The sequence below is a fragment of the Kribbella sp. NBC_00482 genome, from assembly GCF_036013725.1.
Lineage (GTDB): Bacteria > Actinomycetota > Actinomycetes > Propionibacteriales > Kribbellaceae > Kribbella.
This window is the reverse complement of the sequence record NZ_CP107881.1, coordinates 3,502,118-3,516,999: the sequence shown is the minus strand read 5'-3', so window position 1 is coordinate 3,516,999 and position 14,882 is coordinate 3,502,118. Positions and strand designations below refer to the sequence as shown.

Here is a 14,882-nt window from a genome sequence, read left to right as displayed (position 1 = left end):
GGTCAGCCGATGCCGGTGGTGCTCTCGCGGACTACGAGGCTGAAGGGGGCTTGCAGGCGCTTGGGTTCGTTTTGTGGGCGTTGGTCGCGGAGGGCTTGCAGTGCCAGGCGGGCGATGGCGACCCTGTCGGGCGCGACCGTGGTGAGCGTCGGGAGGGTGGCGAGGTCGTACGGGATGTCGTCGAAACCGACCACAGCCACGTCCTGCGGCACCCGCAGACCGCGCAGGACCAGCGCGCGGATCGCGCCCATCGCCAGCCAGTCGGTGGCCGCGAAGACCGCGTCCGGTGCCGGGTTCCCCGAGTCCAGCCACTCGCCGAGAGTCCGCTCGGCGTCCTGACCCCGCAGTCCGCCGGTCGCGAGCACGATGTCCTCGTCTGTTGGTAGCCCGGCCGCGGCGAGTGCGTCGCGGTACCCGTTGATCCGCTCGTCGTCCATCCGCGGTCCGGGCGCCAGCGCCATCACGTGGCGCCGACCGAGCTCGAGCAGATGCTCGGTCGCCACCTTGCCGGCCTCGCGGTTGTCGATCCCGACGTGATCGGCGTGGTGCTCCGTGCCGGCCTTCTCACCCAGCAGGACAAGCGGCAGCGCCGGGTCGCGGTTCTGCACATCCTCCGCGGTGAGCCCGAGCGGGCTCATCACGATCCCGTCGAGGCGGGCCGGATGCCGCTCGGTGAGCAAGGCGAGTTCCGCCTCGCGGCGGCCGCCGGTCTGGTGAAACTGCACGATCCAGCCGAACGCCTCGGCCTCGTCGAGCATCCGAGCCGCGAGCGAGGCGAAGTACGGCCGGTCGAGCTGCGGTACGGCGAGCGCGATCACCCCGCTGCGCCCCTGCGCCAGGTTGCGGGCCGCGATGTTCGGCCGGTACCCGAGCTTGTCGATCGCGGCCAGCACCCGCTGCCGGGTCTCCTCGCGGACATGCTCGGCGCCGTTGACGACGTTCGACACCGTCTTCATCGACACCCCGGCCGCCTCGGCGACATCGGTCAGGCGCGGCCTCATAGCTGGCAGGATCTCATTTGAGGCCGGAGTGGGCCATTCCGGCCAGGATGCGGCGCTGGAAGACCACGAACACCACGACGACCGGGACCAGCGTGACGACACTCATCGCGAACAGCCCGCCCCACTCCGAGCTGCCGGTCGCGTCCAGGAAGCCGCGCAGCGCGACCGGCACCGTCAGCCGGGTCCGCGTGGACAGGTAGATCAGCTGGCTGAAGAAGTTGTTCCAGGTCCAGATGAACGAGAAGATCGCCGTCGTCACCAGGGCCGGCGACAGCAGCGGCAGGATGATCCGGCGGTAGATGCCCCACACCCCGCAGCCGTCGATCCGGGCCGCGTCGTCCAGTTCGACCGGGATCGACCGGATGAACTGCACCATCAGGAACACGAAGAACGCGTCGGTGGCCAGGAAGCTCGGCACGATCATCGGCCAGAACGTGTCGATCCAGTTCAGTTTCCGGAAAATCGAGTACTGCGCGATCAGGGTCACGTGAGCAGGCAGCATGATCGTCGCCAGCATCAGCGCGAACAACGTTTTCCGGCCGATGAACGTGAGCCGCGCGAACGCGTACGCGGTCAGCGAGCAGGTCAGCACGTTGCCGATCACCACCGCGGCGCAGATGATCAGCGAGTTCATCATGTAGATGCCGAAGCTGGTCCCGGTCGACGTCCAGCCGAGCGCGTAGTTCCCGAGCGTCGGGTGTTCCGGGATCAGCCCCGGGCTCGAGAAGATCTCGGTGTTCGGCCGCAGCGACGCGGTGATCATCCACAGCAGCGGATAGAGCATCACCAGTGCTCCCACGCTCAGGCCGACATGGGCCAGTACGCGTCTCATCGACGTACCCCTTCGTCTCCGTAGAACACCCAGGTGCGGCCGAGGACGAAGTTCAGTCCGGTGAAGACCGCGATGATCAGCAGCAGTACCCAGGCCATCGCGGCGGCGTACCCCATCCGGAAGTTTCCGAACGCCTGCTGGTACAGGTACAGCGTGTAGAACAGGGTCGAGTCCGACGGGCCGCCTTTGCCGCCGCTGATCACGAACGCCGGGGTGAACGCCTGGAACGCACCGATGATCTGCAGCACCAGGTTGAAGAACACCACCGGCGACAGCAGCGGCAGCGTGACCCGCCAGAATCGTTGCCACCGGCCCGCACCGTCTACCTCGGCGGCCTCGAGTACCTCGTCCGGGATCTGCCGCAGACCGGCCAGGAAGATCACCATCGGGGCGCCGAACTGCCAGACCCGCAGCAGGATCAGGGTCCACAGCGCCGTACCGGGCTCGGAGATCCAGCCACGGCCGTGGATGCCGAAGAGGCCGAGGACGTCGTTGAGCAGGCCGTCACTGCCGAAGATCTGCTGCCAGAGCAGGGCGATCGCGACACTCCCGCCGAGCAGGCTCGGGACGTAGTACAGCGCTCGGTAGACGGCGAGACCTTTGAGCCCTCGGTTCAGAAGGACGGCGACGGCGAGCGCGAACGCCATCTCGAGCGGTACCGAGACGCCGACGTAGATGAACGTGACGCGTAGCGACTGCAGGTACCGCGAGTCCTGGAAGAGGGCCGTGTAGTTGTGCAGACCGGTCCACTCCGGGGTGTTGAGCAGCGCGTAGTCGGTGAACGAGTAGTAGAGCGACAGGAGCATCGGGCCGATCGTCAGCCCGAGTACGCCGATCAGCCAGGGCAGCAGGAAAAGGTACGCCGGAACGCTCTGCCGTAATCGGGAAGTCACTGACCGAGAGTCTTTCCGGCCAGGTCCACGAACTCCTGAGCGCCCGCTGCCGGGTTGCTCTTGCCGAAGCCGATGTTCTCCGCGATCCGGCCGAACCCGGTCAGCAACTCGCCGTACCCCTTCGGCCACGGCTTCGGCGACGGACCGACCTTGCCGGCCAGGTCCTCGACGTACTTGATCGCCCGGGCACCGGCCGAACCAGCGTCCGCGGAAACCAGGTCACGCGCCTTCTTCGACGGCGGTACGCCGAGCAGGATGCCGATCGCCTTGATCGCCTTCTCGTCGTTGAGCAGGAACCCGATCAGTTTCGCCGCGTCCTCGGGGTGCTTGCTCGCGGCCGAGATGCACCACAGGTCCAGACCCTTGACGAACTGGCCGGTCAGATCGCCGGCCTTGCCCTGCGGGACCGGGAGCACGGCCAGCGGGCTCTTCACCAGCGGCTGGTAGAAGGTGATCTGCTGGACCCAGCCGAACTGCAGCGGAGACTTGCCGGTGGCAATCAACGACTTCTCGATCGCCGTCGTCTCACCGCTCACGTTCTGCGGCGGCGCAGCCTTCGCGTTCCGCAGGTCCGCCCAGTACTGGAACCATTCCTGGACGGTTTCCTTGGTGGTCAGCAGTTTTCCGCCGTCGTCGGAAAACATTTCCGTGCCGTGCTGACGCGCGTACACCTCGAACAGCTGGAAGTTTCCGGCCTGGTCGCTCGACCCGAACGCGCCCTGCACCGAACCGGAGTAGTCCCGGGCGAACTCCGCGAACCTGTCCCAGGTCCAGCCCTGCTCCGGCACCGTTCCGCCGGCCTTCTTGATCGCGCCCTCGTCGACGTACATCGAGTAGCTGATCGAGCTCTGCCCGATCCCGTAGTCCTTGCCGTCGGCAACACCGCTGGCGGCGACGTCCTTGTCGAGACCCGACGTGTCGATCCCCAGCGAGCCGAGGTCCTTCAGCGCACTCCGGCCCGCGTAGTCGCTGAAGTAGCTCATCGACATCCGCAGTACGTCGGGAGCGTTGTTGCCGGAGGTCTGCGTGGCGAGCTTGTCCCAGTAGTCGTCGAAGGGAGCGCTTTCCGCGGTGTATTCCGCGCCGCCGCTCGACTTCCACGCGTCGAGGGCCTTGTTGAGCGCCTTGGTCACCGGGTCCGGGCCGTACCAGGACACGCGCATCGGGCCGGACTTGCCGGAGCATCCAGGGATGGTGATCGCCGCAGCGGTGGCGGCGCCGAGGCCCAGCAGGGTCCGGCGGCTGAAGGTGTTCATGTTGGTTCTCCTTGGGGTGCCCAGCGCCAGTTGTGGGGCAGGCGGAGCGGGGTGTAGTTGCCGTTCGGGAGGTCGTCGGTCAGCCGTGCCTGCCAGCGGGCGAGCTGGTGCAGGAGGCGGGCCCGGACGGCCACATGCGCGTCGTCGTCGAAGAGGTTGTCGAGCTCGGCGGGATCCTGTCCCAGGTCGTACAGCTCACCGGGCAGGTCGGCATGGACGATCAGCTTCCAGCGACTACTGCGGAGCATCCGCGCGGCGCCGGACTGGGTAACGGTGTTCAGCTCGTCGAAGGTCGGGCCGTCGTACCCGAAGTGCAGCGGTGGCCGGGCGGTCACGTCGTACGCGCGACCGCCGTACCCGTGCTCGGCGACGATGCTGCCGAACTCCTCCTCGGGTGCTTCCTCGCCGTGGGTGAGCGGTAGGAGGCTGCGACCCTGGACACCGTCGGGGATCGGTTGGCCGACAGCCTCGCAGATGGTGGGCAGGACGTCGACGATCGACACCGGTTCGTCGCGCTGCTGGGGGTGTACGCCGTCGCCGGTGATGATCAGCGGGATCCGCATCAGGAACTCGGACAGGCCGGCGCCCTTACGCTGCAGGCCGTACTCACCGACGTAGTCGCCGTGGTCGGCGAGCACGATCGTGAGGCGCGGCCGGGTGCGATGGGCGAGACCCTCGTGCAGGCGGGCGATCTGATCGTCGAGGAGATTGAGCATGCCGAGGTAGTTCGCGGCGTACCGGCGCCACTTGTCGTCGTACCCGGGCCGCTTCTCCTCCTGGAGCCTGCGCAGCCAGGCGTAGCTGCCGCCCTTGACTTCTGTTGCCTCGGGCCCCGTTGTGCGGTCGGGGACGTCCTCGGGGCTGACCAGGTCGAAGTAGGGCTGTGGGACCTGGTAAGGGTTGTGGGGTTCGGGATAGGAGACCCAGAAGAGGGCAGGCTGGTCGGGGTCGGCTTGTTGCGCTGCCTGCAGTGCGTCGGTGGTGATCCGGTAGGGCAGTTGGTTCTTCACGTCGTACGGCGTCGGCTCGTCCGAGACGCCGTGGTCGAGGTGCTCGAGCCAGGTGTCGAAAGCGTTTTCCTCGGCGTTCCGCTCTGGTCCCTGGGTGTGGAAGTACGGACCGGCGTACGTGTCGAAGTCCTGCGCGTCGCGATGCATGTGCGGCTTTCCCGCGAAGTGCAGTTGGTAGTCGGCGGCCCGCAGTACGTCGAGCAGATCTTGCTGGTAGCGGGCGTGCTGGGCGTTGCTGTTCTGCCGGACCTGGTGGGCGCTCGGGAACCGGCCGGTGAGCAGGCTGGTACGTGCCGGCACGCAGGCCGGCGCAGCCGTGTACGCGTTCCGGAAATCTGTTCCGTTGTCCGCCAGGCGGTCGACGAACGGCATGGTGTCCACCGGATATCCGCTCCGCCGGGTCAGCCCCACCCGCTGCTGATCGGTCATCACGATGACGATGTCGGGACGCATCTACCTGCTCTCCGCTCGGGATTTACAGCGCTGTAATGCAGCGCTGTAAACCTTGCCGCAGGCATCCGCTCGACGTCAAGGGGTGAGCTACCCACTGGGTAGCATCGGTGTCGTGAGCTACGAGCCGATGAGCCGACGCCTGGTCATTTCCTTCGCGGTGATCGGCGTGGTCCTGTTCGTCGCCGGGCTGATCGCCCGGCCGACGAACATCACGGTTGCCGTCTGGCTCTTCCTGGCGGCTGTCGGGATCCTCGGCCTGTCCGGCTACGGCGTCCTCGACCGCCTGGTCAACCGCCTGAACCGACGCCGCTCGACCAAGTGAGCCGCCGCTAGTTGAGCTGTTCGGCCAGGCGGCGGATGCCGCGTTCGGGGCTGGTGAGGACCGGGACGGCGAGGTCGAGTCCCTCGGCCGCCGACGCCATCGACGCCTGCGCGAGGACGATCACGTCACCGGACGCCGCTTTGATGGCCTCAGCCACCAGCTCGTTGTGACGAACACGGTCTCCCGCGACGGCCGCCTCGAAGGCACCCGGTACGACGACCTCGTCGATCTGGACGTCGCGCCCCTGGAGCTCAGCCCGCTCGCGCAGGAGCGCAGCCGTCGGCTGCACCGTCGTGGGCAGCGTCGCGATGACACTGACGCGGTCGCCTGCGCGAACCGCCTCATCCGCCATCGCCTCGTCGACCCGGTACACCGGAACGCCGAGTCGATCGGCGAGCGGACCGGCGTACTGCGAGATCGACGAACAGGTGAACATCAGCGCCTCGGCGCCGGCCGCGACCGCGGCATCACCGAGATCAGCCAGCCGCTGCTCGACCGCGGCACCCCGGCCCAGATCGGCGACGATCTTGTCGTCGAGCAGGTTCTGCACCTCCACGCCGGGCAGATGCTCGGCGGCAAGCGCCGCGAACGTCGGAATGACCACAGCACCGGTATGAAGGAAGGCGATACGCGTCACGGCACCAAGGGTGACACGTGCCGGACGGGTTGTGCAATCGTTTGCGCAAAGTGGTTTCAGCTCGTGAGCCGCAGATAGTCCAGGTTGAAGCCGCCCGTCTCGCAGTACACGGTGATCACCTGATCCCCGGCCGGCAACGTCACCTGCGTCTGAACGGACTGGTAACTCGCCCATCCCTCGGTGTCCGGCACCGACACCTTCGTCAGCACGGTCCCGGCCGCGTCCCGAACGGACACGGCATCCGCAGCAACTGCGCCCGTCCCGTTCGCGACCCGGAACTCGAGGTTGTACGTGCCCGCCTGCGCGACGTCGACCCGGTACTGCAACCAGTTCCCCGCCGCAGTCCAGCCGACGTTCTTGCCACCACTCGCGGCCGGGTTGTTCTCGACGAAATTGGCCCCGCCATCGGTCCAGCCGTGCTGAGCGACATACGACTCCGCTTCGAGCTTCTCGCCCACCGGCGCGCCGCGCGGATTCACGGTGAGGTGCACCGTGACCTCGTCGTTGGCCGCGCCGTCCGTCACACGGAACTTCAGGTCCTGCTCACCGGCGACGGTCGGATGGAGGCTCACCAAGCCGGTGCTCGCGTCGAGGCTGACGCCGGCCGGCAGGTCCGTCGCGTAGAACGCGAGCCGATCCTTGTCGCGATCGGTCGCCCGCAACTGGAGCTGCGTGGTCTGGAACTGGTCGGCTGTGACGTTCGGAACGTCGTTGAACTGCGGCGCCCGGTTGTGGTGCGACGACGGGACGTCGCCGTGCCACCGGTAGGTCGCGAACGCGTTGGCCGGCACCGTCACCATGAACGACTTGCCCGCCAGCGTGACGCGGACCGTACTCGGGGCGGCGTTGGCGTTGCCCACGATCGCGACGAAGTTGTCGCCACGGTCCTTGAACACCACGTTGCTGATGCCGTTCGCCGTGGCGCTCGATTCGACCCGGGTGTGCTCCGGCCCGAGGTACTTCGCGAACTGCCCCATCGCGTACAGCTCGGCCCGCACGGAGAACGTTTTCGTCGTCGTGTCGACCTTCACGAGCCGGTTCGGCCACTTCGTCGTACGGCCGACCTCTTCCCAGTCGAGGTTGTTGTCCCGCGCCGGCGTCCAGTGCAGCGTGCCGCCGTCCTGGTCGGTGGTCTGCGCCCACAGCACGTACGACGACGCATCGAGGCGGAAATAGTTCAGAATCGTTTCCGGACTGAGGTCGCTCGTTTCCGTCATGTGCACGGGTTTTCCGAACTCCTCGTACGCGTCCCGCATCACCGCCGGGTCGCCCCAGTACGGGTGGAAGGCGATCGCGTCCGACGCTTTCCGGGTTTCCGGATCGTTGAAGATCCGGTAGTAGTTCTTGGTTTCCGTGCTGTTCGGGTCGCGCCAGTCCCAGAAGTTGAAGTCGTGCACGTAGAGCTCCGTGCGGAGCCCGGCGCGCCGTACCTCACGTTTGATCGCGACGGCGAGTTTCTGCTGCTGCTCGACGCTGATGTCCATCGCCGGGTACACCACGTCGATCCCCGGCTCGTTGAGCAGCGTCAGCGCGTCGACCTTGATACCACGCTGCGCGTACGCCTGCAGGTACTTCACGTAGTACTTCGCGAACACGTCGATGCAGTCGTCGCGGAGCTTGCCGACCTGGTAGTACGACGTCGTACTGCCGGGCTTCAACGCGACCTCGCCGGTGAACCGGTTGTTGGTCTTCATCCAGGCCGGCGCGCTCCACGCCGACGCGAAGAACGTGGCCCGCGGGTTGTACTTCTGGATCAGCTTCACCGTGTCGACGATGTGCGTGTCCACGTCCCGCTTGATCGAGAAGTACTTCAGGTTCCGGTCCTCGGTGACACCGGCGGGCAACTCGTCGTACGACCAGAACGGCAGATGCTCGATGAGATCCGGACTCCCGATCGTCAGCCGGAACCGGTCGAACCCGGCGCCGGTCTTCGGATCCGCGAGCAGCCGGATCGCCCGCTCCCGCTCCTGGGGTGTCAGCTTCCAGAGGTTCGACACGCTCGTCTCGTCCAGGGAGAAGCCCACACCGGTGTACTTCTGCCTGCTGACACTCGGATCGATCACGACTGTCGCGTCCGCGGTCCCGGCGTCGTTCCCGATGTACGTCGCCGGCAACGGCTGCCACGCGTGCGCCGCGCCACTCGAGTACGACCCACTGACCACCGCCCCGCGCTGCGCCACCGCCGGTCCGCCACCCGCCGCCAGCCCGGCCGCCACTACCCCGACCACAACCGCGAGCCCAAGAGTCCGCCTCACAAACCCTCCAACCACCCGGGAAAGCCCTTACAAGCAGGCCGACTCTAAGTTCGGAATCCCCCCACCAACACCCCCTGCCGGTTCCGGAACTGGTTCCGCAACGTTCCGCACCCCGCAGGCGTAACGTCGTGCCATGGACGACAAGGCGAAGCTGCGGGTCAAAGAGGCTCTGGTCGCGCATCTCGAGGCACACCTCCGGGCGACCGACGCCGCCGTGGGGCGGCAGGACTCGGCAGCCAGACTCGACCCCGACTCCTCGTTCTCCGTCGACGACCAGTCCCAGTCCGACCAGGCCGGCGACCTGGGCGGACTCTACGAGGACGTCGCGGAACGTCAGCACGGCACCGTCGCTCACGCCGAGAGCCTCGACTTCGGACCGACGAGCGAGATCCGGCCGGGTGCGATCGTCGTACTCGACGACAACCACTACGTCGTCGGCGTGGTCAGCTCACCGTTCGAGTGCGACGGAGTCACCTACGAAGGCATGACGACCGACGCACCCCTCTACGACGCCCTCAAAGACCTCCACGCCGGCGACACCTTCACCTTCGCCGCCACAGAACACCGCATCGGCTCGGTGTCCTGACGGAACTGCGCTCTCAATGCAGAGCAACTGACAACAGCAGAACAGACGCGGACCGAGCGTGTACGTCGTGACGCTGCGGCGGCACCGCGACGAGGTCTCCCGCCCGCAGTTCGACCTCGGCGTCACCCGTCCGAAGCAGGACGTCCCCTTGCAGGCACATCAGCGAGGCGTCTCCGGGGCTCTGATGTTCGCCAAGAGTCTGCCCGGCGTCCAGCGCGATCAAGGTCTGCCGCAGCCGGGCCCCCGCCCGGCTGTACAACGTCGTCGCACTGCGCCCGCTGTCACTCCGCCCGGCCAACTCAAGGTGGACAGCCGCCAACTCCTCGACCCGCAAGACATCCATCCGCCGATGGTCGCACCGGGCCGACGAAGACTCCACCCCCGCCGTACGACCGTGGTCTGAGGTGGGGTCAGGGCCTAGGTCCGGTTCGTCCCGGATGTGGTGGGCAGGAGGCCGCGGATAGTTTCAGTGGCGTGATGACGTTCGAGATCAGGATCGAAGGGTTCGCGGACAGCGACGAGGCGTTGGCGATGCAGGAGCCGGTGGCGCGGGTGTTGTGTCCGGTGGCGGAGCATGACGGGCCGTGCGAGGTGCCGTGGGGGTTCACGCTGGCCGACGACCACGATCTCGTACTCGGCGTCTACGCGACCCGGGACAAGGCCGACGAGGTAGCAGCCGAGGTACGGCGGGTTGCCGGGCGCCCTGTCGTACTCACCGAAGGTGCGCCCGGGCGCTTCGACGAACTGGCCGAGCAGTACCGCATCGAGCATCCCCCGACTTAGTCACACGCGACGGCTCGCCGAGCGGACCGAGCGCTCCATCCCGAGGCGCCACAACAGACCGGCTCGGGACGACTTCCGGAGCCGCCCCTCCTCCCGCATCACGGCGAGGAAGTGGTCGGCGAACCCAGCCCGAGGCTCTTGCGCATGCACCTCGGCAACGCTGCTCCGGGCGATCTCCAACCGCCGCACCCCAGCCACGTCCAGATGCGTGCCCGCGTGCAGCAAATGCGCCTCGGCACCCCAAGACAGCGGTACGGCGACATTGAAGTGCGCCGCGATCGCATCAGCCACATCGTCAGCGAGCGCAGCACCTCCACCCGCCTCGATCACGACACCGCGCGCGACCGTCGCCCCATGTACGGCGAAGCACGCAGCATCCGGACCGGGACGATGCGGGTCGGCAAGCGCCACATCGTGAAGCAGCGCAGCGACGTACAACCGCTCACCGTCGTACTCGAGCCGATCGAGTTCGGCCAGCATGCATGCCCACAGCCAAGAGCGCATGCTGTGATGCAGCAAAGGCGCAGGCAGAACGGTCCGAGCGAAGTCGGTGACGTGCTGCGCGACAGCCGTGCTCGGCGGAGTGCGATCGGCGGTGAGCACCGCTCCACCGCGACGCCGGGGCGCAAGCTCACGAACGATCGCCTGAGCGACAAACCACACCTGATCCCGCAACCCCAGCGCGCCCTTGGTCTCAGCGACCCACTCCGGCGAACCTATCGCTGCCATCGCGCCACGCCCTCCTTCTTATAATCATTGCAAGAAGTGATCGCACACTAGCACCCGCCCGTTTGCCACCGGCACTGTCAGTCCTGCTCAACCAGGAGACCGCGTGCGAAGGCGTCCGTCGCCGCCCGTAGCAGGCGCTTCAGCTGACGAGGGTTGCGCTGCAGGCGATCCTGCCGCCAGCCCAGGCTGATGATCCCGTTCCACGAGGACCACAGCACTGTCGCCACCTCCTGGGCGTTGACCTTGCGGATGGTGCCGGCCTTGATCCCGCGCTTGATCGCGTCGACCATCCGCCGGTTCTGCTCGTCCACCGAGTCCGCCAACCGGTCCGCGAGCTCCTGCCCCGCGGCGTAACTCCCCGGCTCCGCAGGAAAGGCCAGCATCCGGAAATACTCAGGATTGGCCAGATAGAACGCGAGATACTCGTCCGCCGCGGCGTACAACTGCTCGACCGGCCCGCGTCCGTCGACGTACGCGAGATCCATGAACTGCCGGTCCACCACGACCGCCCGCTCCAGCAAAGCGGCGTACAACCCGGCCTTGGACCCGAAATGGTTGTAGACCGACCCGACCGCGACACCAGCAGTGGCTGCGATCTCTTCGACCGTGACGTCGGCGACGGACCGAGCCGCGAACAGCTCCTCCGCCGCACTCAGCAACGCATCGATCGTCCGCTGCGCCCGTGGATCCACCATCCTGCAACCATTACACAAACGACCTTCGAGCAGGTCAGCGGTCTGGCAGGTTGAGTCGCTTCAGTCGCTCGTACGCCCCGAGGATGTGCTTGTCGATCCCGTCCTGCGCAGCTTGCGGATCCCCTAGCGCCAAGGCGTCGCGCAGCTCCTTGTGCTCGCTGTAGCCGACCTCGAGGAAATCCGGAAAACTCGCGTTCCGCGCCCGCAGGAAAACGGTCACCTGCCCACGGATGGACTCCCAGACACGCTGGACCCGGCCGTGGTCGCAATACGCGTAGATGATGTCGTGGAACTGAAGGTCCAGCCGTACGGCGTCCTCCGGATCGATCTTGGTGTCGACGCTCTTCATCTGCTCCAGGACCGCGTCCATCTCGGCGAATCCCGCGCCCTGCATCCGGGTGCACGCGCGACCGGCGGCCAGCTTCTCGATCGCGCCGCGGAGAGTGTGCACCTCGTCGACGTCGGTCCTGGTCAAGGTGCTCACGAAGGCCCCGCGGTGCCGCCGGAGCTCGACGTGGCCCTCTTCCTCGAGCCGGGCCAGCGCCTGCCGGATCGGCCCGCGGCTGACCTTGAGCGCGTCGGCCAGCTCGGTCTCCTTGAGATGCTGACCCGGCTGGAACCGGCCGCCCGTGATCATTTCCCGGAGCACGTCGGTCACCAGATCACCGAGAGCGCGCTGCGACGGCAGCGGGGACACGACATCGTCGGGGATCAAGCCGACCACCTCCTCAAGCCAGTTACCGCCAGTAATGCGGAGCAGGGGACGACTCTAACCCCTGCCCGGTCTCTCTGTAGATTGTAAACAGTTACTCATTGACAGTAAACGAAGTGCCGAGCAGACTCGGAACCTCCCCTCAGGCAGAGAGAGGTCACGACGCCGATGACCACTGACACAGCGGTTCACACCGGACGCAGGGCCCTCGGCCCGTTCCCGCCCGCCGCTCCCCGGAATCCCGATGCACCGCACGTCACCGCGGCCACGATCGAGGTCGACGCCGCGGAGATCGAGGGCCCGCTGACGCGGGTCTGGGAGAGCTTCGGGTACGACGAGTTCAACTGGACGTACACGCCCACCGGAAAACGCCTGCTGCAGACCTTCGCCGACTTCTCCGGCGCCGGCTACTTCGTCCGGCCGCACTACATGTACTGCTCCGGCAGCGGATTCGGCATCCCGCACTGGAGCAACGGCAACGTCTACCACGAGGACGCCGAAGGCAATCCGTACTACGACTTCACGCTGCTGGATCAGGCCTACGACGCGATCGTCGGCGCCGGACATCACCTACTGGTGGAGCTCGGCTTCACCCCGCGCGACCTGTTGCCACCCGAGGCCGCCGAGCTGACCGTCGTACCGAGTCCCACCGCATACACGAACTACGAGGCCGGCGCCTGGGGGTATCCGCCCAAGGACTACGGCAAGTGGGCAGGCCTGATCAGCGCCACGGTTCAGCACTGCGTCGAGCGGTACGGCGAGGCCGAGGTGAAGACCTGGCTGTGGGAGCTGTGGAACGAGCCGGACATCGACTACTGGCGCGGCACTCTCGACCAGTACAACGAGCTCTACACAGCGACGGTCCAGGCGATCCGCGGCGTGCTGCCCGAGGCCAAGGTCGGCGGACCAGCTGTCACCAGCGGCGGATTGAACTTTCTGCAGGGTTTCCTGGACTACACCTCGAGCCGCGGCGAGCCGCTGGACTTCATCTCGTACCACACCAAGGGCTGCCACTTCCCGACCCGCGACTACCGCCCGTTCGCCGAGCCGGCGGCCGAGCAGCTCAGTCCGTCGTCGACGAAGATGCTGTACGACCTGCGCGAGTTCAACCGCCTGATCGGCTCGTATGAGGCGTACGCCGAGCTGCCGGTGATCGTCGACGAATGTGACGCGGCGGTGCCGGCGCACTTCGGGCGCTACGACAACCGCAACTACAGCTTCCAGAACACCGAGTACTACCCGGTCTTCCAGGCGAAGCTGATGAAGAAGATCCTCGACCTGAACGCGACTGAGCCGGCGCAGGTCGCGTACGCCACCTCGTGGAGCTTCTACTTCGAGGCCGAACGCTACTTCGAGGGCACCCGATCCTTCCTCACCGCGGGCGGTGTCGAGAAGCCGTTCCTCAACGCCTACCGGATGCTGACGTTGCTCGGTCCGGATCGGCTGCGGACGAGTTCGGACGCGGCCTGGCAGGTCGGCGAGCTCGAGGGTACCGACGGCAGCAGCATGCCCGAGGAAGTCGACGCCCTCGCCTCGCGTTCGGAGGACGGGAGCGTCGCGGTGATGGTCTGGCGGCACATCGACGACCAGTACCAGACCAGCGAGGACCCGACCCCGGCGACCGTGACCGTTCGCAACCTGCCGGCCGGGTCGTACCGGTTACGGCATCTGCGTATCGACGCCGACCACAGCAACTCCTTCACCGTCTGGCAGCAGCTCGGCTCGCCGCAGGATCCGACCGAGGAGGAGCTGGCCACGATCAAGAGTCGGCAGGGTCTCGAGGAGTTCGAAGCGGAACGCATCCTCACGGTGGACGGCGACGTCTCGCTCGAGGTCTCACTTCCGTTGCCATCGGCATCGTTACTGATCCTAGAGCCGAGCAGCTGACCGCGATGATCACGCTGAACAACGGCGTACAGATCCCCCAGCGTGGCTTCGGCGTCTTCCAGGTCCCGCCGAGCGACACGCAGCGCGTCGTCGAGCAGGCGATCGAGATCGGCTATCGGCACATCGACACTGCGGCGGCGTACAACAACGAGGCCGGCGTGGGCGCCGCCGTACGGGCCAGCGGTCTCCCGCGCGACGAACTGTTCGTCACCACCAAGCTGCGCAACGGGGAGCACGGCTACGAGTCGGCGCTGGCGGCGTACGACGAAACGCTGCAGCGCCTCGGCCTGGACTATGCCGACCTCTATCTCGTGCACTGGCCCCACCCGACGGTAGATCGCTATGTCGACAGTTGGCGTGCGCTGGAGCGGATCTACGCCGACGGGCGGGTACGGGCGATTGGTGTATCCAACTTCCTGCCCGAACACCTGGATCGATTGGGCAAGGAGGGCGAGATCGTTCCGGCGATCAACCAGATCGAGTTGCATCCGAGTTATCAGCAGCGCGACCTGACCGAGCTGTGCCGCGAGCGGTCGATCGCGATCGCGGCGTACTCGCCGCTCGGCCAGGGACACGACCTGGATCTTCCGGTACTGGCGTCGATCGCCGGCAAGCACGGCGTGACACCGGCCCAGGTTGTGCTCCGTTGGCATCTGCAGCAAGGGCACCTCGTGATCCCGAAGTCGGTCTCTCCCGAGCGGATCCGCGCGAATTTCGAGCTCGGCGGCTTCGAACTGACCGACGACGAGATCACGTCGATCAGCGCGGCGGAGAACGGCCACCGGATCGGCAACGATCCCCGCACCTTTGCGCTCAGCCAGATCAGGTAGC

At 66.7% G+C, this 14,882-nt stretch carries 16 protein-coding genes; 5 read left to right on the top strand and 11 right to left on the bottom strand.

The window, feature by feature from the left end; genetic code table 11:
- Window positions 1-2: 2 nt before the first annotated feature.
- From OHB24_RS17400 to OHB24_RS17380, 5 genes are read right to left on the bottom strand one after another with little or no spacing between them, the layout of a single operon-like run.
- Window positions 3-1,001, bottom strand: coding sequence for a LacI family DNA-binding transcriptional regulator (locus OHB24_RS17400; RefSeq protein ID WP_327640082.1), 999 nt, complete (start codon window positions 999-1,001; stop codon window positions 3-5).
- Window positions 1,002-1,014: 13 nt separating this feature from the next.
- Entirely contained in the window at window positions 1,015-1,833 is an 819-nt protein-coding gene (locus OHB24_RS17395; RefSeq protein ID WP_327640081.1) for a carbohydrate ABC transporter permease, read from the bottom strand.
- Window positions 1,830-2,726 carry a carbohydrate ABC transporter permease gene (locus OHB24_RS17390; protein ID WP_327640080.1) on the bottom strand — a complete coding sequence of 299 codons (897 nt, stop codon included), beginning with the start codon at window positions 2,724-2,726 and terminating at the stop codon, window positions 1,830-1,832. Before OHB24_RS17390 ends, OHB24_RS17395 begins: the two co-directional genes overlap by 4 nt.
- Window positions 2,723-3,982: an extracellular solute-binding protein gene (locus OHB24_RS17385; RefSeq protein ID WP_327640079.1), complete on the bottom strand. Its 1,260-nt coding sequence runs from the start codon at window positions 3,980-3,982 to the stop codon at window positions 2,723-2,725. Before OHB24_RS17385 ends, OHB24_RS17390 begins: the two co-directional genes overlap by 4 nt.
- A complete protein-coding gene (locus OHB24_RS17380; RefSeq protein ID WP_327640078.1) occupies window positions 3,979-5,445 on the bottom strand; it encodes a sulfatase-like hydrolase/transferase in 1,467 nt (488 codons plus the stop codon). Before OHB24_RS17380 ends, OHB24_RS17385 begins: the two co-directional genes overlap by 4 nt.
- Before the next feature lie 112 nt (window positions 5,446-5,557).
- On the opposite strand from OHB24_RS17380, the gene OHB24_RS17375 reads away from it, so the two are divergent.
- Window positions 5,558-5,767: a hypothetical protein gene (locus tag OHB24_RS17375; RefSeq protein WP_327640077.1), complete on the top strand. Its 210-nt coding sequence runs from the start codon at window positions 5,558-5,560 to the stop codon at window positions 5,765-5,767.
- A 7-nt stretch (window positions 5,768-5,774) separates the two neighbouring features.
- Here OHB24_RS17375 and OHB24_RS17370 read toward each other — a convergent pair whose 3' ends face one another.
- Both OHB24_RS17370 and OHB24_RS17365 read right to left on the bottom strand, forming a co-directional pair.
- Window positions 5,775-6,404: an aspartate/glutamate racemase family protein gene (locus tag OHB24_RS17370; protein WP_327640076.1), complete on the bottom strand. Its 630-nt coding sequence runs from the start codon at window positions 6,402-6,404 to the stop codon at window positions 5,775-5,777.
- A 56-nt stretch (window positions 6,405-6,460) separates the two neighbouring features.
- Entirely contained in the window at window positions 6,461-8,659 is a 2,199-nt protein-coding gene (locus OHB24_RS17365) for a carbohydrate-binding protein (RefSeq protein ID WP_327640075.1), read from the bottom strand.
- Window positions 8,660-8,792: 133 nt separating this feature from the next.
- On the opposite strand from OHB24_RS17365, the gene OHB24_RS17360 reads away from it, so the two are divergent.
- Complete coding sequence (locus OHB24_RS17360) at window positions 8,793-9,245, top strand: hypothetical protein (RefSeq protein ID WP_327640074.1); 453 nt, start codon at window positions 8,793-8,795, stop codon at window positions 9,243-9,245.
- A 13-nt stretch (window positions 9,246-9,258) separates the two neighbouring features.
- Here OHB24_RS17360 and OHB24_RS17355 read toward each other — a convergent pair whose 3' ends face one another.
- Window positions 9,259-9,588: a cupin domain-containing protein gene (locus OHB24_RS17355; RefSeq protein WP_327640073.1), complete on the bottom strand. Its 330-nt coding sequence runs from the start codon at window positions 9,586-9,588 to the stop codon at window positions 9,259-9,261.
- A gap of 134 nt (window positions 9,589-9,722) precedes the next feature.
- Between OHB24_RS17355 and OHB24_RS17350 the strand changes: the two genes are divergently transcribed.
- A complete protein-coding gene (locus OHB24_RS17350; RefSeq protein WP_327640072.1) occupies window positions 9,723-10,028 on the top strand; it encodes a hypothetical protein in 306 nt (101 codons plus the stop codon).
- Here the strand turns inward: OHB24_RS17350 and OHB24_RS17345 are convergent, their stop codons facing one another.
- From OHB24_RS17345 to OHB24_RS17335, 3 genes are all read right to left on the bottom strand, one after another.
- Entirely contained in the window at window positions 10,029-10,757 is a 729-nt protein-coding gene (locus OHB24_RS17345; RefSeq protein ID WP_327640071.1) for an HD domain-containing protein, read from the bottom strand.
- A 77-nt stretch (window positions 10,758-10,834) separates the two neighbouring features.
- On the bottom strand, window positions 10,835-11,452 hold the full coding sequence (locus OHB24_RS17340) for a TetR/AcrR family transcriptional regulator (RefSeq protein WP_327640070.1): 618 nt from the start codon (window positions 11,450-11,452) through the stop codon (window positions 10,835-10,837).
- A 34-nt stretch (window positions 11,453-11,486) separates the two neighbouring features.
- On the bottom strand, window positions 11,487-12,167 hold the full coding sequence (locus OHB24_RS17335) for a GntR family transcriptional regulator (RefSeq protein WP_327640069.1): 681 nt from the start codon (window positions 12,165-12,167) through the stop codon (window positions 11,487-11,489).
- A 165-nt stretch (window positions 12,168-12,332) separates the two neighbouring features.
- Between OHB24_RS17335 and OHB24_RS17330 the strand changes: the two genes are divergently transcribed.
- Complete coding sequence (locus tag OHB24_RS17330; RefSeq protein ID WP_327640068.1) at window positions 12,333-14,051, top strand: GH39 family glycosyl hydrolase; 1,719 nt, start codon at window positions 12,333-12,335, stop codon at window positions 14,049-14,051.
- A gap of 5 nt (window positions 14,052-14,056) precedes the next feature.
- Window positions 14,057-14,881, top strand: coding sequence for an aldo/keto reductase (locus tag OHB24_RS17325; RefSeq protein ID WP_327640067.1), 825 nt, complete (start codon window positions 14,057-14,059; stop codon window positions 14,879-14,881).
- Window position 14,882: the final 1 nt, after the last annotated feature.